At 69.0% G+C, this 22,598-nt stretch carries 20 protein-coding genes; 9 read left to right on the plus strand and 11 right to left on the minus strand.

What is annotated here, in order from left to right; all coding sequences use genetic code 11:
• Position 1: 1 nt before the first annotated feature.
• From AB0N02_RS39470 to AB0N02_RS39480, 3 genes are all read right to left on the minus strand, one after another.
• Positions 2 to 1,567: an ABC transporter substrate-binding protein gene (locus tag AB0N02_RS39470; RefSeq protein WP_363957937.1), complete on the minus strand. Its 1,566-nt coding sequence runs from the start codon at positions 1,565 to 1,567 to the stop codon at positions 2 to 4.
• A gap of 133 nt (positions 1,568 to 1,700) precedes the next feature.
• Positions 1,701 to 3,728, minus strand: coding sequence for a S9 family peptidase (locus tag AB0N02_RS39475; RefSeq protein ID WP_363957939.1), 2,028 nt, complete (start codon positions 3,726 to 3,728; stop codon positions 1,701 to 1,703).
• Positions 3,725 to 4,945 (minus strand): FAD-binding oxidoreductase, encoded by a 1,221-nt coding sequence (locus AB0N02_RS39480; protein WP_363957942.1) that lies wholly within the window; start codon positions 4,943 to 4,945, stop codon positions 3,725 to 3,727. The genes AB0N02_RS39475 and AB0N02_RS39480 overlap by 4 nt, the downstream gene beginning before the upstream one ends.
• Before the next feature lie 262 nt (positions 4,946 to 5,207).
• Between AB0N02_RS39480 and AB0N02_RS39485 the strand changes: the two genes are divergently transcribed.
• On the plus strand, positions 5,208 to 5,954 hold the full coding sequence (locus tag AB0N02_RS39485) for a DUF4184 family protein (RefSeq protein WP_363958141.1): 747 nt from the start codon (positions 5,208 to 5,210) through the stop codon (positions 5,952 to 5,954).
• A 218-nt stretch (positions 5,955 to 6,172) separates the two neighbouring features.
• On the opposite strand, the gene AB0N02_RS39490 is transcribed toward AB0N02_RS39485, so the two are convergent.
• The 3 genes from AB0N02_RS39490 to AB0N02_RS39500 form a co-directional block, all read right to left on the minus strand.
• Positions 6,173 to 6,604 (minus strand): hypothetical protein, encoded by a 432-nt coding sequence (locus AB0N02_RS39490; protein ID WP_363957945.1) that lies wholly within the window; start codon positions 6,602 to 6,604, stop codon positions 6,173 to 6,175.
• A gap of 69 nt (positions 6,605 to 6,673) precedes the next feature.
• Complete coding sequence (locus tag AB0N02_RS39495) at positions 6,674 to 8,239, minus strand: alpha/beta hydrolase (protein WP_363957948.1); 1,566 nt, start codon at positions 8,237 to 8,239, stop codon at positions 6,674 to 6,676.
• 515 nt (positions 8,240 to 8,754) lie between these two features.
• Positions 8,755 to 9,177: a hypothetical protein gene (locus AB0N02_RS39500; RefSeq protein WP_363957951.1), complete on the minus strand. Its 423-nt coding sequence runs from the start codon at positions 9,175 to 9,177 to the stop codon at positions 8,755 to 8,757.
• Positions 9,178 to 10,114: 937 nt separating this feature from the next.
• On the opposite strand from AB0N02_RS39500, the gene AB0N02_RS39505 reads away from it, so the two are divergent.
• Positions 10,115 to 10,420 carry a hypothetical protein gene (locus AB0N02_RS39505; RefSeq protein ID WP_363957953.1) on the plus strand — a complete coding sequence of 102 codons (306 nt, stop codon included), beginning with the start codon at positions 10,115 to 10,117 and terminating at the stop codon, positions 10,418 to 10,420.
• 62 nt (positions 10,421 to 10,482) lie between these two features.
• On the opposite strand, the gene AB0N02_RS39510 is transcribed toward AB0N02_RS39505, so the two are convergent.
• A complete protein-coding gene (locus tag AB0N02_RS39510) occupies positions 10,483 to 11,181 on the minus strand; it encodes a hypothetical protein (RefSeq protein WP_363957956.1) in 699 nt (232 codons plus the stop codon).
• A 363-nt stretch (positions 11,182 to 11,544) separates the two neighbouring features.
• On the opposite strand from AB0N02_RS39510, the gene AB0N02_RS39515 reads away from it, so the two are divergent.
• Both AB0N02_RS39515 and AB0N02_RS39520 read left to right on the plus strand, forming a co-directional pair.
• Complete coding sequence (locus tag AB0N02_RS39515; RefSeq protein WP_363957959.1) at positions 11,545 to 11,775, plus strand: hypothetical protein; 231 nt, start codon at positions 11,545 to 11,547, stop codon at positions 11,773 to 11,775.
• Complete coding sequence (locus tag AB0N02_RS39520) at positions 11,765 to 12,085, plus strand: type II toxin-antitoxin system PemK/MazF family toxin (RefSeq protein WP_363957961.1); 321 nt, start codon at positions 11,765 to 11,767, stop codon at positions 12,083 to 12,085. Before AB0N02_RS39515 ends, AB0N02_RS39520 begins: the two co-directional genes overlap by 11 nt.
• A gap of 66 nt (positions 12,086 to 12,151) precedes the next feature.
• Here the strand turns inward: AB0N02_RS39520 and AB0N02_RS39525 are convergent, their stop codons facing one another.
• Positions 12,152 to 12,391, minus strand: a complete 240-nt coding sequence (locus AB0N02_RS39525; RefSeq protein WP_363957964.1) for a DUF397 domain-containing protein — start codon at positions 12,389 to 12,391, stop codon at positions 12,152 to 12,154.
• Positions 12,382 to 13,161 (minus strand): helix-turn-helix transcriptional regulator, encoded by a 780-nt coding sequence (locus AB0N02_RS39530; RefSeq protein ID WP_363957967.1) that lies wholly within the window; start codon positions 13,159 to 13,161, stop codon positions 12,382 to 12,384. The genes AB0N02_RS39525 and AB0N02_RS39530 overlap by 10 nt, the downstream gene beginning before the upstream one ends.
• 133 nt (positions 13,162 to 13,294) lie before the next feature.
• Between AB0N02_RS39530 and AB0N02_RS39535 the strand changes: the two genes are divergently transcribed.
• Positions 13,295 to 13,756 (plus strand): ATP-binding protein, encoded by a 462-nt coding sequence (locus tag AB0N02_RS39535; protein ID WP_363957970.1) that lies wholly within the window; start codon positions 13,295 to 13,297, stop codon positions 13,754 to 13,756.
• A gap of 67 nt (positions 13,757 to 13,823) precedes the next feature.
• Here AB0N02_RS39535 and AB0N02_RS39540 read toward each other — a convergent pair whose 3' ends face one another.
• Entirely contained in the window at positions 13,824 to 14,339 is a 516-nt protein-coding gene (locus tag AB0N02_RS39540; RefSeq protein WP_363957973.1) for a methyltransferase, read from the minus strand.
• Between the two features lie 669 nt (positions 14,340 to 15,008).
• On the opposite strand from AB0N02_RS39540, the gene AB0N02_RS39545 reads away from it, so the two are divergent.
• The 4 genes from AB0N02_RS39545 to AB0N02_RS39560 all read left to right on the plus strand — a co-directional run bounded on the left by AB0N02_RS39545 (position 15,009) and on the right by AB0N02_RS39560 (position 21,690).
• Positions 15,009 to 18,971 carry a Pls/PosA family non-ribosomal peptide synthetase gene (locus AB0N02_RS39545; protein ID WP_363957976.1) on the plus strand — a complete coding sequence of 1,321 codons (3,963 nt, stop codon included), beginning with the start codon at positions 15,009 to 15,011 and terminating at the stop codon, positions 18,969 to 18,971.
• A gap of 32 nt (positions 18,972 to 19,003) precedes the next feature.
• Positions 19,004 to 20,299 carry a M1 family metallopeptidase gene (locus AB0N02_RS39550; protein WP_363957979.1) on the plus strand — a complete coding sequence of 432 codons (1,296 nt, stop codon included), beginning with the start codon at positions 19,004 to 19,006 and terminating at the stop codon, positions 20,297 to 20,299.
• A 124-nt stretch (positions 20,300 to 20,423) separates the two neighbouring features.
• The gene (locus AB0N02_RS39555; protein WP_363957982.1) at positions 20,424 to 20,873 is read left to right on the plus strand and encodes a DUF2809 domain-containing protein; all 450 of its coding nucleotides are present in this window, start codon (positions 20,424 to 20,426) and stop codon (positions 20,871 to 20,873) included.
• A 7-nt stretch (positions 20,874 to 20,880) separates the two neighbouring features.
• Positions 20,881 to 21,690 carry a DNA-formamidopyrimidine glycosylase family protein gene (locus tag AB0N02_RS39560; RefSeq protein WP_363957985.1) on the plus strand — a complete coding sequence of 270 codons (810 nt, stop codon included), beginning with the start codon at positions 20,881 to 20,883 and terminating at the stop codon, positions 21,688 to 21,690.
• A gap of 19 nt (positions 21,691 to 21,709) precedes the next feature.
• Here the strand turns inward: AB0N02_RS39560 and dapA are convergent, their stop codons facing one another.
• The gene (gene dapA / locus AB0N02_RS39565; protein ID WP_363957987.1) at positions 21,710 to 22,582 is read right to left on the minus strand and encodes a 4-hydroxy-tetrahydrodipicolinate synthase; all 873 of its coding nucleotides are present in this window, start codon (positions 22,580 to 22,582) and stop codon (positions 21,710 to 21,712) included.
• Positions 22,583 to 22,598 lie beyond the last annotated feature (16 nt).

The following is a 22,598-nucleotide window of genomic DNA, read 5'->3' on the forward strand; positions in this document are numbered from 1 at the left end:
CTCAGCCCTTCGGCGCGATGGTGATGAAGGCGGTCGCCCCGATCGAGGCGTAGCCGCGGGCGTCGTCCCGCACCGCCCACACGGCCGCGTAGTCGGTGAGGGTGGCGAGCGGAGCGTCCTTCTCGAAGATCGCGTTCACCCCGGCGTACGCGTCCTTCAGGGCCGCCTCGTCGGTCGCGGTGACCGCCTTGCCGACCGCGGTCTCGGCCTCGGCCGACTTGTAGCCGGTGTAGCACGACAGGAAGCCGTAGGAGTGTGACAGGCAGTACTGCGGCGTCGCGTCCGGGAGGTCGGCGTAGGCGCCGAAGTAGCCCGTCGCGAGCTGGAAGTCCCCCTTACCGAGGCGGTCGTACAGCGTGATCGTCTCGAGTGGCTGGATCGAGACGGTGATGCCGATCTCCTTCAGGTTCTGCTCGATGATCGTGGCCGAGGAGGACTGCCATCCCGAGCTTCCGTCCAGGAGAAGTGAGAGCGAGCAGCCGTTCTCGCATGCGGTGCCCTTGAGCAGTTCCTTGGCGGCCGCCGGGTCCGCGCCGGCGTTGCCCGGCGCGGCGCCGATCGACCCGGTCGGGAGCAGGCCTGCGTTCGGCGGCATCGCCCCCGCCCAGGCGATCTGGCTGATCTTCTTGCGGTCGAGCGCGGCGGAGATGGCCTTGCGCACGTTCACGTCGGTCAGCGGAGCGGTGTTGGCGCTGAACGTCAGCTGCGTGATGATCATCGACGGGTTCGCGTGCACGCTCACCCCTGAGAGGGACTGCGAGATCGCCTGGACACCGATGTCGACGGCGAGGTCGGCCTGGCCGCCGCGCACCTGGGTGAGCCGGCCGGAGGCGTCCGGGACGACGGAGAACGAGATCTTCTTCACCGACGGCTCGGGGCCGGAGTAGGCGGTGTTGCGGGTCAACGCGTAGGAGTTGCCGTGCACGTCGCCTTCGACGACGTACGGTCCGGCGAGCGTCGGGGACGGGGGAATAGCTCCCTTGGCGCCGATCTCCGACTTCTTCAGGATCGAGAACTCCGGGAACGAGATCATCGTCTCGAACGACGGGAACGCCCGGGTGAAGGCGAACTCGACGGTGGCCGGATCGACCGCGGTCGCCTTCCGCACCGGCGCGTACTCGCCGGCGTAGACATTGGACTCGAAGGCGCGCGCCCGTTCGAAGGTGGCGACGACGTCGGCCGAGGTCAGCGGGCTGCCGTCGCTGAAGGTGAGGCCCTCCTTGAGGGTGGCCTTGTACGACCTGCCGTCCGCGGCGAACTCGCCGGACTTGGCGAGGCCCGGCGTCACCCCCTTGCCGTCGTAGTCGAGGGTGAAGAGGGTGCCCGCGACCAGGCGGAGGACCTGGATCTCGGTGACGCCGGACGCGATCAGCGGGTCGATGCTGTCGATCTTGCTCGGCACGGCGACCTTCAGATCGGCGCGCTCGGGCTTCGCCGAGGTCGCCGTGGAATCGGCCGTGGAGTCGACGGCGCCCTTGCCGGTCGTCGCCGGGGCGCCCTGGCCTCCACAGCCGACGGCCAGGGCGACAATCCCGGCCACGGCGATCAATGTGGATCGGAGTCTCATGCGTCTGCCTCCTGGATCAGCGGACGTCGCGTGCCGAACACGGAATGTGTGGAGATTGTGGTTGACCGGCCGAGGGACGGAAATCGATGTTCGATGCCTGTTCGCTGGCCTGCTGTCGACGATCGTCGTGCTGTTACCGTTGCCGCGCCCCTTGGGCCTCACCCGTGTCACCGGGTATTCCGGGTCTCAGCCGCCGGGCCAGGAAATCGAGGATCCGGGCCCCGTGGTCGACGAGCGCCCGCGGGTCGTGGACGCCGTGCCCCTCCTCCGGATAGATCACCAGTTCGGACTCGACGCCGTGCTCACGAAGTGCCCGGTGGTACATCAGCGCCTGCTCGGCCGGGGTCGCCAGGTCCTTGCCTCCGGCGATCAGCAGTACCGGCGCGCCGGCCAGCGCGGCACGGTGGAGCGGGCTGCGCGTCCGGTAGTCCGAGGACGGGTCCAGGGGATCTCCGTCCAGGCACATCCGATCGAAGCCGGGCAGATTGGACGCGTAGTGCTGGCTGACCCAGTCGGTGACCGGCGACCTCGAGACGGACGCCGCGAAGACGTCGGTGGCGGTCACGAGCCAGGCCGCCATCAGGCCGCCATAGCTGAGGCCGGAGACCGCGACGCGATCCGGATCGGCCAGGCCGATGTCGACCAGGTGCCGTACGCCGGAGAGCAGATCGGGTACGTCCCGTTCTCCGCACATGTCCTTCAGGCCGGCCCGGACGAACTCCTGACCGCGGCCGGTGCTGCCCCTGATGTTCGCGTGCAGCACGGCGTAGCCGGCCGAGACGAGGAGCGGGGTCAGCGCGTCGCCGGTCATCCAGGAGTTCCGCCACGCCCAGACCGGGCCGCCGTGCACCTCGACGACGAGCGGGAACGGCCCGTCGCCGTCCGGGACCGCCAGGAGTCCCTGGACGAGCGTCGAGTCCGGCGCCTCCCACTCCACGGGACGCATCGCCCCCGCGCGGGCGATCACCTCCTCGGCACCGGGTCCGCGCAGGTCCAGGCGGACGCGGGCGTCGCCGTCCTCGATCACGGCGAGCGCGGGCGGACGCCCGTAGCCGTGCAGGGTGATCGCGACGGTCCCGCCTCCGGCGGCGAAGATGGGAACCGGCTCGCCGCAGGTCTCCTGCGACTCCCAGAGAGTGACGGTCCGCCCCCCGGCGACGTCGTACGTCGCGATCACGGTGGTGAGGCCGCGCAGGCCGGCGTAGGCCAGGGTGGTCTCGTCGATCCAGTGCTGGTCGCTGACGTCCACCCCTTGGGCGTCGACTACCTGCCAGTCGCCGTCGGCCTGATCGAGAACGTACAGGTCTCCCGAGTCCAGGCCCCGGTCGCTCATCAGGCCCGCCACGACGGAGAGCCGGCTCCCGGACGGGTTCGCCTCGGGCCGGGCCACCTGCTCCGCGGGGCGCGGGAGCGGGGTCGAACGCAGGGTTTCGAGGTCGACGCGCACCAGGTCGGCCGTGTACCACGCGGACTCGTCGGGGTCGGCGGAGACGACGCACAGGAGCGCCCCGTCACCGGCCCAGCACGCCTGCCACACGGTCCTGTCGTCCACCGGCTTCACGATCGCCCCGGTCGCCGGATCGAGGACAAGGGCCCGTCGCGGGCCGTCGCCGTCGTGCTGCGGACTCAGGATCGGGCGCCACGCGTCGTCCTCTGTCCGCTGGGACGGAATCCGGCCGGAGCCGAAGGCGTCCGAGAGGCTGGCGCCCGGCTCGGCGAGGCCGACCAGCAGCCGGCTCCCGTCCGGGGACCACGCGAGCGATTCGACGACGCCCGCCGGCAGCGGGTGCACCTCGCCGATGAAGGGACGGCCGGTGTCCCAGGGACCGACGAGCACGGACGGCCGGGCGGGGTCCTGCACCACCCACGCGAGGCGGGTGCCGTCCGGCGACCACACCGGCAGCGTCGTCTCCGACGTGCTCTCCGGGGCGACGTGGAGCGCCCGGGTCTCCAGGTCGAGCACGCAGGCGGCCTGGGCGGTGCCGCCGTCCTCGTCCGCGACGGTCCCGGTGAAGCCGACCCGCCTGCCGTCCGGCGAGACCGTGAGGCTCTCGGCGCTCGCCGGGACGCCGTGGCTCGACCGTCCGAGGGCGTCGTAGTGCTCCGCGGCCAGCCGGAGCAGGTGGTCGGGCAGGTCCTGCCCCGAGGTCGGCGCGCTCATTCGTACTCCGGTGCGGCCTTGAGGATCTCTTCCTCGGTCATCTCCCCGCGCTCGAACCGGTCCACGGCGTAGACGGACGGGTCGACGTAGTCCACCGCGTTGCCGGCGACGAGGTCGGCGACCATCCGGGCGAGCCCGGGGCCGTGGGTCACCCCGGCCTCGTTGTCGCCCGCCATGACGTGCAGGCCGGGCACCTCGGACACCGGGCCGGCGATGAACCGCCCGTCGGGCGTGTAGCACGGCAGGCCCTGGGTCCAGGCGGCGACCGAGCGGTCGTGGCCGTTGACCAGCACGTCGAGGCGGGGCCCCAGCGCGGCGCTCATCGCGTCGACGAGCTCCTTGACCTGGGGGTGGCCGCCCGTCTCGACCCGGTCGGCGTACTCCGACAGGGGCGCGTAGCCGTCGGTGTTCCCCCAGGTGATTCCGCCGCGGTGTTCACGCAGCCATAGACCGTTCCACTCCGGGACCATGACGGTCGGCGACGTCTCAGCGACGCCGGAAGGCGGCGAGACGACACGGGACGCGATGACGCGCGCGATCGGCACGGTGGCCTGGAGCGGGCTCAGCAGATGGTTGGTCCAGGCGCCGCACGCCAGGATCACCGTACGGCTGCGCAGGTCACCGGCCGAGGTGCTGACGCCGCGGACACCGCGGCCGTCGACCAGAAGCCTGGTCACCGGGGTGCCGGGCCGGATGTCGACACCCTCGTCGCCGACCAGCGCGGCCAGCGCACGGGTCGCCCGGCCGGCGCTGATCTGTATGCCGCCGGGATGGAGGACGGCGGTGGTGACGGCGTCGGCGCTCAGGAGGTTCCCGGTCACCTTCGCGGTCTCCAGCGGATCCAGGGCGCGGGTGCCGGACGGCGCGAGCGGGTGGTCGGCCAGCTTCGCCACGCGCGGGGCGCCGGCCTCGGACGTCGCGACGAAGAGACTTCCGCCGCCCCGGTAGTCGATCGGCTTCCCGCGCTCGGACAGCGAGCGGTAGAAGCGCACCCCGTAGTCCTCAAGGGCGAGGTCGTCCGTCGAGGGGATCGGCATGTAGCCGGCCGTCCAGTAACCGACGAAACCCGCGCCCGAGCCGGAGGTCGCCCTGCCGGGCTCGCCGGCGTCGAGCATGACCACGCGGCCGACGTTCAGCTGCTGCAGATGGTAGGCGAGGGCGGCGCCGAAGATTCCCGCACCGACGACGATCGCGTCGGCATCCTGGTGGTCCGTCATGGCTCTCCTTGCTGTGCGGACGCTCAGAGCCTGTCAGGGCCGCTCACCCTCGGTCAATCGACGTCTGTCGGCTAGAACGGGGCTTCCAGGCGACAGATGCCTAGGCGCCTGTGGGTGAGAATCATCGCCGCTTCCGACACAAGTGCACCCCCGTCCTCAAAAAGCAGCCGCCTTCTTCCCCGCCGACGCCCCCGACAACGAAGGTGAAGCACTGGTGCGCCGGAGCCTGGCTACGGACTGACCTAGGCCCCACACCCAGTTGATGTGGCCGATAGTGTGCCATGCCGTGCCATTTACCCTGATTCATCCCGTTGTCGCGGTACCGTTGCGTCGCATTCTGCCGCCGGTGGCGCTGGCCGCCGGGGCGATGGCCCCCGACCTTCCCTACTTCGTCCCCTACGGGATCGTCGATGTGATCCCCCTCGGGCCCTGGTGGCAGCTGCTGGATGCCGGATACACCCACAGGGTGCAGGTGGACGCGCTGGCCGCCGTTGTGGTGCTGGCGCTGGCGCCGGCTGGAGTGATCACGGTGTGCGCCGCCCCGGCCCGCGCTCTGCTACCCCAGACGCTGGCCCGGCGGGTGGGGCGTCACGGCCGGGCGCGGGCGGCACACTGGGCGTGGTGGCCGGTGGCCGCCACCGTCGGGGTCGCCACCCATCTGGTGTGGGATCGCCTGGTGGATGAGTGGCTGGCGGCCGCCGGGGACCCGGTGCTGCTGGAGGACGAGGGGGTGCATCTGGTGGGTTCGCTGATCACGCTGGCGGCACTGGGCTGGGCCTGCTGGTGGCTGTGGCGCAGGCCACTGAGCGAGCCGGTACCCCAGCCGGGCCCAGGGGTGCGACTGGGGCTGCTGGCTGCGATGGGGCTGGTGGCGGCCGGGCTGGTCGCGACGCTGGGCGATTGGCTGGTGCTGCGGTCGCTGGTGACGCTGACGATCGACGCGGTCGTGCTGGTACTGCTGGCCTATGCCACCCTCCGTCGCCTGGCCCCGTCTCGGACGGCAAGCTGACCCGTCGAGCCCCTATCCCCGTAGGGGCCGATGTCCGTGGGGTCGCCGGGAGGCAGTGCCTCGATGTGCCGCAGGACCGGTTCTCCGTCAGTCACTGATCACGTCCCTCACTGGCGCGCCACCGACGGGTGATCATCTCAGAACGGCAAGAAAACGTCCAGAGGAAGCAGAGAAAACCACACCGATCGCACGGGAAGTGAGCGTTCACACCGAACATATCAGGAACTAGAGGAAGGCTCCGGCGTTCCGTTCGGCCATATGCACGGAGACGAGATTCCAAGAAGCAGCACATTGTCATCGCCAGTCGACGTAAGCGAGAGCAGGAAGTCGTCAGGCCTGGAGCGCCCAGCGACGGTAAGGCCATTCGGGGAAACCCCTTCGATGTGATGCCCCTGCTGCTCCCAGTAGCGCTTGATCTGACCGGCGACCTTTCTTGCCTGATCCTTGGGAATGTCACGCAGGTAATATCCACGGTCGATCACGATGCGATCCTTGGAACCACCGTCGGATGGGTCGAGACAGTTGTCGGGTGTGAGACTGGGGCGGTCAAGGTCCAAGCGGGGTTTGGGCGTGATCACAGCGACCGTCTCCCCGATGAGTTGCTCGACCCGGGCCAGCGCCTGCACCTGGGTCATCGTGGGGCCACTCATGGATCCTCCTTGCCCGCATCCTGCGGCGAGAACAACGACCACAACAATCATCGCGACAAGACGTGACATCTATTCTCCAGCCGGCGAAGGCGAGGGCAGTGGATGAGGTGAGGGACTTTCAGTCGGCACCGGTCGGGGCGCCGGGGAGGGTGGAGCGGTTGGAGGAGGAGGTGTCACGACTGGAGCCGGCTTGGGAAAAGGGACGAGGGCGTCATACTGGCCGTTGATCAGGTGTCCGATGTTCATGAGTGACACGGAGCGACGGTTCCAATAGAGAGAGTGAGCTTTGAAGCTGCTGAGGGAGTCTCCGCTGTCCTCAACATAAAACTGTTTCGCACCGAATGCAGAATCGCTGGGATCGATGCCGAGTACGGCGCTCTCCTTTGAGTAGAGCTTCATCCCCCCTTCCTTCGAGATGTGCACGGGCACAGATGGAATAGACCCAAAATCACCCACAGGGTCGTTGGGCGCCTCTCCCACCCATACGGCGTTCACTCCCAGGTCTTTCGCCTTCGTGGCGCTTACCCCCGGGCTTCCCACAAAGATCACCTGATCAGCGAAGGCGCCCGGAGGACGACGCTGGGCGGCCGCACCGGTTACCGTTGATCCGTAGCTGTGTCCCAGCACGGTGAGCCGTGCGCTGGAAGCCGGTTTGTGCGCGGCTCGCAGGCCGTCGGTGAAACTGGCCAGCAACGGAGCACCGTTCAAGGCGGCGAACATCGCGGCAGGCGATTCGTTTGGCATCACAAAACTCACACCCCATTGGGGGGCCTCGTAACCGAGCCAGGCGATGGTGGCATGCGTTTTGCTTTCCTGAAACTTGTGCGCCTGTTGCCACATGACAGTGGCACGCTCGGCGTCGTCGTCCCCGAAACCGTCCAGTATGGTGCCGGTGCCGGGAACGTAGACGGCGATGTTGTCGGCCTCGTCGGGATTGCCGTAGGAGATCGCGGTCTTGCCCCGCCCCTCGAGTTCCAGTTGCAGGAGCAGCGCCGGGGGAATGCCGTCTTTCCCACCCCGTGCCAGCCCTTTCTCCACCGACGCGATCTGCCGCATCTTCAGCTTCAGCCCTTCGATCGCCTTCGTCGCTTCCTCCGAAGAGGCCTGCAGACGGCTCAGCTCGTCGGCGATCTCAGCCTTGCTCTCGGCAAGGAACTTCCGGTTGGCCTGGTCACGCACCGTCGCGGGGAGACCGTCCAAGCTGCCCACCAGACTCGGGGACGTGGCTATCAGTCGATTCCGGGCCTCGGGGCTCAGCTGCCCCCACCACGCGTTGAGGCGAGCGGCCAAGGTCATGTTCTTGCCGCTGTTCTGCATGTCCACCAGCGTCTTCAAAGCCATGGCATCCCCCTTCCCCGCGGCGGCCGTCAGATCGGCGATCCCGCCCCAGTCAGGTGCGTATTTCCCGAACAGCCCGAAGGCGGCCGTTGCCTGGGTGATTGTGGGGACATCATGCGTCTGCTGGATCGTCGTCAGCCGCCGCCTCAGGTCCGCCACTTGCTCGTCCGCCCACACTCCCACATCGATGACCTGCTGACCCGACGACGCGGGAATGCACAGTGTCGACAGTTCGGCGCCGAGCCGCTGCCCGGCCCTGGACAGATCCTGCCCGGCCCGTTGCAGGTCGGCCACCATGCGAGTTACGGCGGCGACATCCATTCCGGAAAAGGCGTTAGGTGCCGCTGTCGTTGTAGTCATCGGTGTCGAGAAAGACGGCACATGTGCCTGTCCACCGAGTTGTCTGACGCGTTGCGCTATCAGCTCGGCCGCTGACGTGAAGGCTCGTTGCAAAGCTCCGCGCCGTTCCGCGAGAGCCTGCGTGAACGCCGAGGCTCCCCCACCGACCCAGGCGTGCGCGGCCATGCATCGCGCGCACGAATCGAGCATCGAGGCGTGATCCGCCCCCAGCCGTACGACCCGCGATAACGCGGCTTCCAGTTCCCCCGTCGCACTCCCCGCCACAATGCGCCAGAGTCCCACACAAGACTACGGAGGATCAAGATCTGAGATTGAAGTCGCCCACATCGGAAATCTGGTGTACAAACCCCTACAAATTGGCGCACCAGCGACACACGAAGTCCCTAGCGGTACACGGGTGACAGCAAAACGGGGCGGCCTGTTCTTGAAAGGCCGCCCCGCTCCGCTTGCTCCTATCGATCGAACCAGCTCCCCGGCGGCACTTTTGCCAGTCTGGCGATCACGACGACCCCCAGGATGATGTAGGCGAACATGAAGATTCCCATGGCCTGCATAAGAAGCAGGCAGTAGCCGAACTCCAGAATCGAGCCCCCCTCGACCACGAGGACCATGGCGAGCACCCACCTCATCCGCGTCCCGAGCAGAAGCGATAGCGGACCCGTCAGCATCGGAAGAACGGCGAGGGGCCAGATGATCCACGGCATGTGCCCGGTGTTGAGGGCGTAGAGAAAAAGGGCGAAGAGAATACCCTGGATTCCGAGGAACGACTGTACCCACATGAGGCGCCGAGCCTCCTTAACCTCCGCAGGCATGAGTTCCTTTTCCGGCGGGTCCGCCGACGGGAGCGCGTCCAGGGGAACATTCGGGTCGGACACCAAACCTCCGATTCATAGAGTGGACAGAGCAACTGGAAGAGAAACGGCTGCGAATCCGTACCCGTCAGGCGACAGAGAGCCATCTCACCGATCGCGTATCGGAGAACAGTGAGGTTGGGCCCGCACGGAAGAGGGTGGAGGGGTGGGTGGCTCACCGGGCCGGCTCTTTCCGGAGAACAGCTCCGGGCCAGGGCCGCCGACCACCGATAACGAAACCGTCCCTGCCTCCCCCTGACGACCGAGACGCATACGATTCGATAAAGACGTCTCCCTTGCCGGGATTCAACGGCCACGAAGCGAACCTCAAAGCTCGCCCCTGGTAGCCGTTCGACTCCCGAACACAGCCGTGCGCCGACATTCTTAACATACGAAACCCGAGACAGAGGGAGAAAGCATGAAAGAGACCGCCAAGGGGAAACCGACTCCAACCGGACACCGCTGCGCGATGAATTCTCCGTTTCTCCGATGCGGGATAAGTTGGTGCCGCAGGAGACAATGAACGTATTGTCCGTCCTCGGACCGGACACACCACCCCGTACGGCCATTCGCTCCAGGATCTCGATGTGGCCTGCTCCTGGGCGCTTCAGACCTCAGCCGGATCTGAAGTGCCCAGCACAGGACCGTCTTTCGACAGATCGCCGATCACATCCACGCCGTGATCTAGCGGGAAGCCCTTTACCGAAGGCGGCAAGGCACCCGTTTGCCCCGCTCCGCCTGGTTCGGTGTTACGGGAGACCTGGGAAACTGATCGACCGTTCAGGGGTGTCGCCGAACCGAGCGGGGTTTCGCTCGACGTGTCGGGTCCGTCTGGTCCGGGGTCGGCAAGTGAAAAGGCTTGAGAGGGCGCCTGGTCAGGCTGGCTGAAGAAGTGGAGCAGGTGATGGGAGTCGCCTGCCTGATTGCACGCTGATCGTGTGACGATCAAAAATGTGACCTTGTGGAGGACCACCAGCGAGCGCTGATCGGCCGCATGGTCGAGCACCTCGACCTGTACGCCTCGAGCCAGACATCGCTCCCCAAGCTGGTTGAAGATCTTCGGGGACTGTTCGAAGCGTCGGATCCCCGTGAGCTTGGGATCAGAGACTCCTTCCAATGGCTGTGGGCCGAGCTCGACATGGAGAACGACTTGAGGACTGAGCCGTGGGCACCGGCCGGGTCGGCTGACGATGTTCGCCTGGCCGAGGTGATCGACGCCCTGCGTTCATGGGCGACGCGAGTGGCCACAGGCGAACTTCCCGCGTGACCACGCGTACCTCCGCCAACCTGACCATCCCGGCCGCCTCGCCCCGCCGCGACGTCACCGCTCTACCTGTTCCAAGCGCGATGAATCTCCAGCGCGTTCGAGAGCTCCTGAGCGACTTCGGGTGAGTCGGTGGAGGCGAGCCCGGCTCTCAGGATCGTCGCGGGTGCCGACCCGTTCATCCAAGCCTCCAAGCCCGCGTACCAGTCAGTTCTACTAACAGAGTGGACAGTGAAGTCCTCCACGAGCCATGCCATATGACGGGCCGCCGTCTCCGCGTTGAGTGTCTCCCACTCGGCCAGGTAGGGAGCCAGATCCAGATCGAGATCGTCCGCGATGATCTCGATCATCACCATGACGTCGACGTCACGCGGATAGTCGTGCAGGGTCCACCGCCACCACGCGTCGACGACCGCCACGACGGCCTCCTGCTCCACCTGGCTCAGGCTTTGCCAACCGGCGCCGACCCAGCGCATCACAGTGACGGCGTGGAAGCCATCGAGCTCTTCGAGGATGAGCAGTTCCAGCAGCCGGGGCAGGTAATGCTTGAACTCCTCGAAGTCTCCCCACGTGGACACGGCGTGCGAAGCGTACGAACTCAGCGCGGACGCGGTGAGCATACGGAGTGGTACGGCCCGCGCCGCCTGAACGCTTTCAGGTGACACGCAGTGGTCGCACACATCGGTCCGGGCCGGAAGCGGATATCGGGAGAAGACCGCGTACAGGTCGTCCAGCGCGGAGCCATGATCAGACAACATGTCCATGCCCGGATGCTATGGCGCTGTTACCGGGTGGCGACAGCCAAGCGGACAGCGGTGATCCCCGAGTTACTCATCCGTCGCCCCTCTTCCCGACGTCGTGGCCACGACTGCCGGTCCCGGCGGTGTCCGAGTGTGGTGTGGAGATCGAGCATCGTATGCCCGGCAGGCCGGAACGAGAGTGTGTCCGGTCAGCCAGTGGCGGTGTGCGCAGTGGCAGTCGGCGGGAGAGGGCGCCCCCACCCGCCGTCCAACGAGGCCGATAGATCACAGTCTTCGTCTCTCGATCTACCGTGATCACTCTAAGGAGTTGATCGATCACGAATTTCACTGAAAGGCCCGCGAGACCTGCCGTCGTACAGTGAGGATATGGCCATGTTGACCGTTGATCTCGACGCCAAGGCCGAGAAGGCTCTCAGTGAGCTGACCTCCGACGGGCGCTCCCCGACCGAAGTCGTCCGTGAAGCACTTGTCATCGCCCAGCGCCTCCACCGCTTGGAGGCGGCCCGCGTCTCGGCCGAGAGGCTGGCCCACGACCCCGCAGACAGGGCCGAGGCAGAGGCGATCATGAAGGATACGGAGCATCTGCGTGCGTGGTGACGTGTATCGGCTACGCGCTCCCCGTGATGCGATGGGGCATGAGCAGCGAGGCGAACGTTTCGCCGTGATCCTCCAGTCGGACTTCCTGAACCGTCTTTCCACGGTGCTCATCGCCCCCACCTCGGCCAGCGCGCCACCGGCCCCGTTCCGTCCCGAAGTCGACCTTCTCGGCAAACAGACGCGCATCATGGTCGAACAGACCATGGCCGTCGCCCCACATCGCCTGGGCGACTTCGCGGGCCGACTCGACCCGGCCGAGATCGAAGAGATGGACGAAGCTCTGCACACCGTCTTCGGTCTACTGAACTGATCTCTTCAAGCAGAAGCCCCCGACTGTCCGAAATGATCCTTCTTGGACAACCGGGGGCTTCGCGGGCTATCGGGGATCGAAGGTGTCGGCCTTCACGCTGCTGAGGAAGGCATCCCACTCGGCGGGGGTGAAGAAGAGCTTGGGGCCGTCGGGGTCCTTGGAGTCCCGCACGGCGATCAGGTCAGTGTGCCCGACCTTGTGATCGGGGCCACCGGCAACGTCCTTGAGGTCCGCGACCTCAATGCACTCCCCGCCGTTGTCGCCGGAGAGACTGGACTTGATCCACCTGACGTCACTCAGGTCCATTTTTCCTCTACCGCCTTCTGGATGAGATCGATGGACATGTTTATCGGTAACGCTTCGCTCCGAATGGCCTCGAACCGCTCTACGGCCATGGCGACGTCTTCTTCGTCACTGCTGGTTATACCGCGCACGGCCGTCTCGGCATACAGTAGGTCCTTTCCTCCATCTAGAGTCGCGATTACGAACCCTCCCATCAAGCCCGAGTTCATTCCGTGAGGAACCAACTGCACACTCAGGCGGGGACCGATGGCTGCGAGCAGACGGTTCAACTGTTCACACATAACCTCGGCGCCACCCATCGGGCGATAGAGAACAGCCTCGTCGATCACGCATCGAAGGATGGGCGGTGGCGGATCCTCTCGGACAAGGATGGACTGGCGGTCCAAGCGGGCCTCTACCGCGGCCTCGTTCCCCCGAAGCAGCACGCGAGCATATGCCTTGGTCTGCAGCAGACCCGGGAACACCAGCGGCTGGTACGTCCGGAGAGTGATCGCCGCCTGCTCCTTGTCGCGCCACTTGCCGAACCAGGCAGGGAAGACCTTTCCCTTTCTCCAGTCAAGGAGCCGCTGAAGGGCTCCGCCCGTGCCGAGAACTTCATCGCAGGTCTCGGCAAACTCGGGGCTGGCCGGGAGTTGGCCGGTCTCCACGCCGCTGATGAGTGACTCGCTGAAGTGGACCTTCTCGGCGAGCTGGCCCTGGGTGAGGCCGGCGGCCTTCCGGTAGTGGCGCAGCTCCCGGCCCCATATCGCCTGAGGCGTGTAGAGGTTGACCACGATGCCCTCCTTGCCGGAATTCAACGGCCATGACACGAGCCCCAACGCTCGCCCCTGGTAATCGTTTCGCCACCAAGCGTAGCCGTGCTCGGCATTCTGGACACACGAAATCCGAGACAGAGGAAGAGAATTCATGGACAAGGCCGTCAAGGCGAGTGTGGTGCTGACCGAATATCGTCACACGCTGGATCCCGCCGTTTCCGTGCTGGGCGAGAAATGGATACTCCGCGAGGAGAGAAGTGTGGCGTCCGTCCGCCGGTTCGTGCGTGATACGGCGGCCGACTGGAACGCGGCGGGAGAGGTCCCGGAAATCGCCGAGCTCCTGGTTTCCGAACTCGTCACCAACGCGATCGCGCACGGTACGGCGGCCATTCCCCGGGCGAGCGCCATTCGCGTGACGGTAGGCAGGGAAAAGGAGCTGATGACCGTCGATGTCTACGACTCCCGCACAGCGCTCCCCCACATGCGCCATCCGGATCCGCTGGAGACCTCGGGCCGGGGCCTCGCCATCGTCCACGACCTCTCCCATGACTGGGGGTGGACCCTCAACCCCTACGGCAAGTCGGTCTGGTTCCAGCTCGTGGCGTGGCCCTGATCGAATGCATGGATCACGCCGCCATCCCACGAAGATCCGTCGGGGATCCGCCGGGCCTGCTCTGAGGTCAGGGCTCGTAGGCGTGGAGGCGGGGCCACCAGGCGGGGACGGCTGCGCGGTATCTGTCGTATTCGGCGCCGAACTTGCGGTGCAGGGTCGGTTCCTCGTACCAGCGGACGAAGGCGGCGACCGGCACGGCCACGGCGGCGCCGTACAGCAGCAGGACGGGCCTGCCGAGGAGCAGGGCCTGTCCGGCGATGGTCGTGAGGACCGCCACGTACATCGGGTTGCGGACGTGGCGGTACATGCCGCCGACGACCAGGCGCTCGGGCGGCGCGATCGGGGCGGGGGTTCCGAGTCCCTCGACCACGAACCCGGCGAAGGACCTGACCAGTACGGCGGCGCCCGCGACCACGAGCGCCGCTCCGGCCAGACGCAGTGCCGTCTGGGTCCAGTACGGCGCGCCGGGTAGCGCCTCCCCTGTCTCCCAGCGGGTGATCAGCCAGGGCACCAGCCCGGCCACGGTGCCCGGCGCCAGGGCGAAGAAGACGGCGCTTCCGAGGGCGGCGGGCGTTCTCCGCATCGTGTCCCTCCCCGCGTTCCGATCGCACATCGGCCGCGAGCGGCCGGTGTGGACCATGGATAATTCACTACTTGTTGAGATTAGTTACGTGTCCGACAGGCGTCAACAGGCACCCACTCCCGCGCCACCGGAGCCTCCGGGGTGTTCGGGAAGCATCCGACCGGCACAGTGCAACGACGCCCCCAATCCCCCATATCGGGAAATATCACCCCACGCCCAGCTTTGGTGAATTTTTGCTTTACAAATAATAAACAAACGATTTCAGCGGCAGCTCAAGGACGGGGACGAATCCACATCTCCCGGCACACGCCGAAGTTCCCCGGGGTCCGCCGAGAGACCGACAGAGAAAGGACGGATCCGGACGATCGGCGGAAAGTGCGGATCAGGCCTCGGAGCTGGGATAACGGCGAATCGCCGGCCCGCAAGCCCTGGCGACGAAAGTGACCGGGATCACAGTCGCCGTACGGTTGCGCGGCCCGCGCTCACTCTGAGTAGCGACCCCCGTGACCAGCAATAACGTGAAAAGTTAAAAAATGCTGGAATAGCGGGTGTTCTAGGATCGTTGGATGACGGCGTCAAAGAGTGGCGTCACGGAGAGCCACATGCGGCGAGCGTAATCCGACGCAAGCCAACGGTCGTCCGACTGGAGAGATCTTGCATCCGATTACGGTGGAAATCGAGCGCGCCCCGATACCGGCGATCTTCGCGGGAGAGGCCGCCGCCCCCGCCCGCACCCTGATCGACATCCTCGACGAGACCACCCGGCGCCATCCGCACGCCGCCGCTCTCGACGACGGGCGCACCAGGCTCGACTACACCGGCCTGCGCGCGCGGGTGAACCGGATGGCGGACGAACTGCGCGAGGCCGGGATCGGTCGCGGCGACCGGGTCGGGGTGCGGGTGCCGTCGGGCACCGTGGAGCTCTACGTCGCGATCCTGGCCGTGCTGACCGCGGGCGCCGCCTATGTGCCGGTGGACGCCGACGACCCCGACGAGCGCGCCGAGCTGGTCTTCGGCGAGGCGGTGGTGAGCGCCGTCGTCGGCGAGGGCGGGAAGATCACGGTCTTCGGCACCCTGAGCAGGATCCTGGAGACCGAGTCGGAAACGGTGCCGGGGACGGGGACGGAGACCTGGACGGAGGCGGAAGCCAGAACGGGGACGGAAGCCGGAACGGGGACGGAGGCGGGGACGGGGACACGTTCCGGCCTCGGCGGGAAGCGCGAAGGCGGCCGGGCGCACCGGCCCGGGCTGGACGACGACGCGTGGATCATCTTCACCTCGGGGTCGACGGGAAAGCCCAAGGGCGTCGCGGTCTCCCACCGCAGCGCGGCGGCGTTCGTGGACGCGGAGGCCGGACTCTTCCTGGCCAAGGACCCGCTCGGCCCCGGTGACCGGGTGCTGGCCGGGCTCTCGGTGGCCTTCGACGCCTCCTGCGAGGAGATGTGGCTGGCCTGGCGGCACGGCGCCTGCCTGGTCGCCGCGCCCCGCGCGCTGGTGCGCACCGGCATGGACCTGGGTCCGTGGCTCATCGAGATGGGCATCACGGTGGTGTCCACGGTGCCGACGCTGGCGGCGCTCTGGCCGGTCGAGACGCTCGACGACGTCCGCCTGCTGATCTTCGGCGGTGAGGCGTGCCCGCCGGAGCTGGCCGAGCGGCTGGCCGTACCCGGGCGGGAGGTGTGGAACACCTACGGCCCGACGGAGGCGACCGTGGTGGCCTGCGCGGCCCCGCTGACCGGGGAGGGCCCGGTGCGGATCGGGCTGCCGCTGGCCGGGTGGGACCTGGCCGTGGTCGGCGGCGACGGCGAGCCGGTGCCCGTGGGCGGGACCGGTGAGCTGGTCATCGGCGGGGTGGGCCTGGCCCGCTACCTCGACCCGGTCAAGGACGCCGAGAAGTACGCCCCGCTCGCCTCCCTCGGCTGGGAGCGCGCCTACCGCAGCGGTGACCTGGTCCGCGCCGAGCCCGAAGGGTTGATCTTCGTCGGGCGGGCGGACGAGCAGATCAAGCTGGGCGGGCGCCGGATCGAGCTGGGCGAGGTGGACGCCGCCCTGCAGGCGCTGCCCGGGGTCGCGGGAGCGGCCGCGGCGGTCCGCACGACCGGCGGCGGGCACCAGTTGCTCGTCGGCTACGTCGTGCCCGGCGAGGGATTCGACCAGGCGGGTGCCAGGGACCGGCTGCGGGAGGCGCTGCCCGCCGCACTGGTCCCGCGCCTCGCCCTGATCGACGAACTGCCGACCCGTACCTCCGGCAAGATCGACCGCGACGCCCTGCCGTGGCCGCTGCCCCGGCTCGGCAAGGCGGAGGACAGGACGGAGGAGCGGCCGGACGTCGACCCGTGGGTCGCCGAGTGCTGGCAGGACGTCCTCGGTGGCACCGAGGGCGACTTCTTCGCCGAGGGCGGCACCAGCCTCGCCGCGGCCCGGCTGGTCTCCGCGCTGCGCACCCGCCACCCGTCCGTCACCGTCGGCGACGTCTACGACCACCCGACGCTGCGCGAGCTCGCCGCGTACCTGTCCGCGCTGGACGCGACGGAGGTCGTGACGACGGGACGGACCGTCGCGCCGATGCCGCGCCGCGCCGCACTCGCGCAGGCGGCGCTCACCGTGCCGCTGCTCGCCGCGGGCGCGCTGCGCTGGCTGGTCGGCCTGGCCGTGCTCGCCAACCTGGTCGCGCTGCCCGGGGTGCCCACGGTGTCGTGGTGGGCGGTACTGCTGGGCGCCCTCGTGTTCGTCTCCCCCGCGGGACGGATCGCGCTGTCGGCCGGGACGGCCCGGCTGCTGCTGGGCGGGCTGCGGCCGGGAACCTATCCCCGGGGCGGCTCGGCGCACCTGAGGCTGTGGTTCGCCGAGCGGTTCGCCGAGCGTCTCGGCGTGGCCGAGCTGTCGGCCGCTCCCTGGCTCACCCACTACGCGCGGGCACTCGGCGCGCAGGTCGGCGCGGACGCCGACCTGCACTCGGCGCCGCCGATCACCGGGATGCTCAAGCTGGGCAAGAACGCCGCCGTCGAGCCCGAGGTAGACCTGAGCGGCTACTGGATCGACGGCGACCAGGTGCACGTCGGCGAGATCAAGATCGGCGCCTCCGCCACGGTGGGCGCCCGCACGACCCTCTTCCCGGGCGCGAGGATCGGCAAGAACGCGCAGGTCGCGCCCGGCTCCGCGGTCGCGGGGGCGGTCCCGTCCGGAGAGCGCTGGGCCGGGGCTCCGGCGATCCGGATGGGCAAGGCCCGCCAGCCCGCCGACCGGCCGCCGCGCTCGCGCCGCTGGGTCACCATCTACGGTCTGTCCGCGCTCGTCCTCGGCCTCGTCCCGGTGGCCGCGGCGCTGCCAGGCCTGGCCGTGCTCCTGCGCGGCGACGTGACCTCCCTGACCGGCCTGCTGTACGGCGTGCCGCTGGCCACCGTCACCTCGATGGCCGCCCTGGCGCTGACGATCCTCGTCCTGGTCCGGCTGCTGGCGATCGGCCTGCGCCCCGGTCACCATCCGGTGCACAGCCGCCAGGCCTGGCAGGCGTGGTCCACCGGGCGCCTGATGTCGATGGCGCGGGTCTGGCTGTTCCCGCTGTACGCCAGCATGGTCACCCCCGTCTGGCTGCGCGCCCTGGGCATGAAGGTCGGCAGGGACGTGGAGCTGTCCACGGTGCTGGCGCTGCCGTCGATGACCTCCGTCGGGGACGGCGCGTTCCTGGCCGACGACACGATGGTCGCGCCGTACGAGCTGGACGGCGGGCGGTTCCGGGTCGGGCACGTGCGGATCGGCAAGCGCGCCTTCCTCGGCAACTCGGGGATGACCGCGCCGGGGCGCAAGGTGCCCAAGGACGGCCTGGTCGCGGTGCTGTCGGCCGCGCCGAAGAAGGCCAAGGCCGGCTCGTCCTACCTGGGCATGCCGCCGGTCGAGCTGCGCCGTACGGCCGAGGACGCTGACCGCAGCCGCACCTACGACCCGCCGTTCCGGCTGAGGGCCGCCCGCGCCGCCGTCGAGATGTGCCGGATCGTCCCGGCGATGTGCACGGTCGCGGTCGGCGTGCTCGTCGCGGTCTGCCTGCTGTGGCTGGCCGGGGCGTACGGCTTCGCCGTCGCGGCGCTGCTGAGCGGCGTGGTGCTGTCCGGCGCCGGAGTGCTGGCCGCGGCGGTCACCACGGTGGCCAAGTGGGCGCTGCTGGGCCGGATCTCGGCCGGCGACCGGCCGCTGTGGAGCTCGTTCGTGTGGCGCAACGAGCTGGCGGACAACTTCATGGAGGTGCTGGCCGCCCCCTGGTTCGCCCAGCCGTGGCTGGGCACGGCGCCGCTGAACCTGTGGCTGCGCTCGCTCGGCGCGCGCGTGGGCCGCGGCGTGTGGTGCGAGACGTACTGGCTGCCGGAGATCGACCTGGTGACCCTGGGCGACGGGGCGTCGGTCAACCGGGGCTGCGTGTTGCAGACCCACCTGTTCCATGACCGGGTCATGAGCATCGATACTGTCGTCCTGCGGGACGGATCGACGCTCGGCCCGCACGGGGTGGTGCTGCCCGCGGCGGTGATCGGGGAGAACACCACGGTCGGCCCGGCGTCCCTGGTCATGCGCGGCGAGTCGGTGCCGCCGGGGACCCGCTGGTTCGGCAACCCGATCGCGGCATGGCACAAACGCACATAGCAGCACACAGCAGTACGTCGTAGAGGAAACACGTGGTTCCCAGCACCTCCCGCCCTTCCTACTTCCCCGCGCACGGTGACGACGGATACCGCGTCGAGCACTACGACCTGTCCCTCGACTACCGGGTCGGCCCCAACCGGCTCGGCGGGGTCGCCCGGCTCTCGGGGAGGGCGCTGCGCCCGCTGAACCGCCTGTCGCTGGACCTGGGCGCCTTCCGGGTCGACGGGGTGCTGCTCGACGGCAGGGCGGCGAGGTTCGTCCATCGCGGCGGCAAGCTCCACGTCTCCCACAAGGCCGCGCGGCGGGTGGAGCCGGGGCCGTTCACCGTCGAGGTCCGCTACGCGGGCTCGCCCCGGCCCGTCACCAGCCACTGGGGGGAGCTGGGCTGGGAACAGCTCACCGACGGGGTGATCGTGGCCAGCCAGCCGATCGGGGCTTCGTCGTGGTTTCCCTGCAACGACCGGCCCGACGACAAGGCCGTCTACCGGATCTCGGTGACGGCGGCGTCGCCGTACACCGTGATCGCCAACGGCGAGCTGACCGCGAAACGGCGGGCGGCGTCGGCGACCACGTGGGTCTACGAGCAGCGCGAGCCGATGGCCTCCTATCTCGCGAGCGTCCAGATCGGCCGCTACCAGCAGGCCGAGCTGGGCGCCCGGACTCGGCTGGCCTTCCCCGCGGGGCTCGCGAGCAAGGTGCGCAACGACTTCGGCAGGCAGAACCAGATGATGGCGGTCTTCAGCGAGCGGTTCGGCGCCTATCCGTTCGGCTCCTACACCGCGGTGGTCGTGGACGACGAGCTGGAGATCCCGGTCGAGGCGCAGGGTATGTCGATCTTCGGCCTCAACCACGTGGACGGCAGGCGGGGTGAGGAACGGCTGGTCGCCCACGAGCTGGCGCACCAGTGGTTCGGCAACAGTCTCACGATCTCCGACTGGCGGGACATCTGGCTGCACGAGGGCTTCGCCTCCTACGCGGAGTGGATCTGGTCGGAGGCCTCCGGCGGGGAGCCGGCCGACCAGCACGCGGTGCGCTGGCACCGGCGCCTGTCCGCGCTCCCCCAGGACTTCGTGCTCGCCGACCCCGGGGCGCGGCGCCTGTTCGACGACCGCGTCTACAAGCGCGGCGCGCTCACCCTGCACGCGTTCCGGCGGGTCCTCGGCGACCTGGCGTTCTTCGCGCTGCTGCGCGAGTGGACGACGGCGAACCGGCACCGCAACGTCACCACGGACATGTTCCTCGACCTGGCGTTGCAGTACACGACGCACTCGTTCGACGGGCTGTTCACCTCGTGGCTGTACGGTTCCCGCCTCCCGCCGCTGCCCTGACCGAGACGGCCCGGCGGCCTGACCGGGACCGCGTGACCGGGACGGCGGGCGTGGGCGCCGCCTCCGGTCTCTCCCCGGGCGGAACGGGTTCGGCGGCGGCGTGTCCGATCGTTATCGTGGGCGGGTGCCCGAACCCCTCCTCACCCGGCTGCCACCCGCCGTCCGCGACCGGCTGCCCGCCGCGTCGGCGGCCGTCGCGACCGTCGCCGCCGGGCTGACGGTCCGCGCGGTGACCGGCGGCTGGTTCGCCAAGTACGCCGGGGACGCCCTCTACACCGTGCTCGTCTACGCCCTGGTCCTGTTCGTCCGGCCGCGCCTGTCACCGGGCCTGGCCGCCGCCTGGGCCCTGGCCGTCAGCTGGACGATCGAGTTTGCCCAGCTGACCCCCGTCCCCGCGGCGCTGTCGGAGGCCAGTGTGCTGGCCAGGCTGGTGTTCGGCAGTACGTTCGGCGTCGGTGACCTGGCCGCCTACGCCGCCGGAGCCGCGCTGGCCGCGGCGGCACACGCGCTCGCCCGCCGTACCCGTCGCGTCCGCCGAAGCGCCGGGACGACCGGCGGGCAGGCCGTATCATGAGCGGACCATGCCTGAAGGACACACCATTCACCGGCTGGCCGAGGCGCACCGGCGGATGTTCCGCGGCGAGGTCGTCCACGCCGAGAGCCCGCAGGGGAGATTCGCCGCCGGGGCGCGCCAGATCGACGGGCGGGTGCTCCAGGAGACCGACGCGCACGGCAAGCACCTGCTGCTCGGCTTCGACGACGACCGCTGGCTCCACATCCATCTGGGCATCTACGGCAAGTACGCCTTCGGCCCGGCGCCCGCCCCGCCCCCGACGGGCGCGGTACGGCTGCGCCTGAGCGGCGCCGAGGAGTACGCCGATCTGCGCGGTCCCAACACCTGTGAGCTGCTGGACCCGGCCGACAAGAAGACGCTGCACGCCAGGCTCGGCCCCGATCCGCTGCGCGCGGACGCCGACCCCGACCTCGCCTGGCGACGGATCGGGCGCAGCCGTACCCCGATCGGGATCCTGCTGATGGACCAGTCGGTCGTGGCGGGGGTCGGCAACATCTACCGCGCCGAGGCGCTGTTCCGGCAGGGGATCGACCCCGCGCGTCCGGGACGCGACCTCACCCGCGAGCAGTGGACGGCGATCTGGGACGACCTGGTGCTGCTCATGGCCGACGGGGTGCGCGTCGGCCGGATCGACACGGTCAGGCCGGAGCACACCCCGGAGGCGATGGGCCGCCCGCCCCGGGTCGACGAGCACGGCGGCGAGGTGTACGTCTACCGGCGCTCCGGAATGCCCTGCTTCCTGTGCGGCTCGGAGGTCAGGACCGGGGTGGTCTCGGGCCGCAACCTCTTCTGGTGCCCGGGCTGCCAGGCCGCCTGATCGCCGCCGGACCCCCCAGTCAGAGCAGCCGCGCCGCCGCCTCGATGGAGTCCTGGCTCGCCGGGACCAGCGGGAGCCTGACCGAGGCGGTGGGGATGCGGCCCTGGGCGTGCAGCACTCCCTTGATCACGGTGGGGTTGGGCTCGGCGAACATGGCGGCCGACATGACGGACAGGCGGTGGCCCAGGGCGCGGGCGTGGGCGACCTCTCCGGAGCGCCACGCCTCGACCAGCTCGACGAAGCGGCCGGTGTGCAGGTGGGAGGAGGCGAGGATGCCTCCCAAGCCGCCGAGTGCCAGCAGCGCGGAGAAGAACGGGTCGTCCCCGGCCAGCACCGCGAAGTCCTCCGGCAGGTCGGCCAGGAGCGCGACGGTGTCCTGGTCGACGCCGCCGACCGCGTGCTTGACCCCGGCGACCATGGGCAGCTCTCCCAGCCGTCGCAGGGTGGCCGCGCCCACGGACTGCCCGGTCCGGTAGGGGATGTTGTAGACCACCATCGGCACCGGGGTCTGCTCGGCCAGCGCGGTGAAGTGGGCGAGCACACCCGCCTCCGAGGGGCGGACGAAGGACGGCACGGTGACCAGCGCGGCCGTCACCTCGGGCCAGGCCTTCAGGGCGCGCAGCGCCTCGGCGGAGGTCCGGGTGTCGCTCGACCCGGCCCCGACCATCAGCTCGGCCCCCCGCCCCCGGCACACCTTCGCGCACAGCTCGACGACCGCCCGCCGCTCCTCCTCGGCGAGCATGGCCACCTCGGCCGTGGTGCCGAGCGCGACCAGTCCGGCGGCACCCTCCTCGAGCGCGGTGTGCGCGAGGTCTTCGAGCGCCGCCAGGGCGATCTCGCCGTTCTCGGCGAACGGGGTGATCAGAGGAAGGTAAACACCGCTGAGAGTCATGCTTCCAGGGTCGCGG

Origin of the sequence: Streptosporangium sp. NPDC051022, from assembly GCF_040683035.1 — a bacterium.
Lineage (GTDB): Bacteria > Actinomycetota > Actinomycetes > Streptosporangiales > Streptosporangiaceae > Streptosporangium.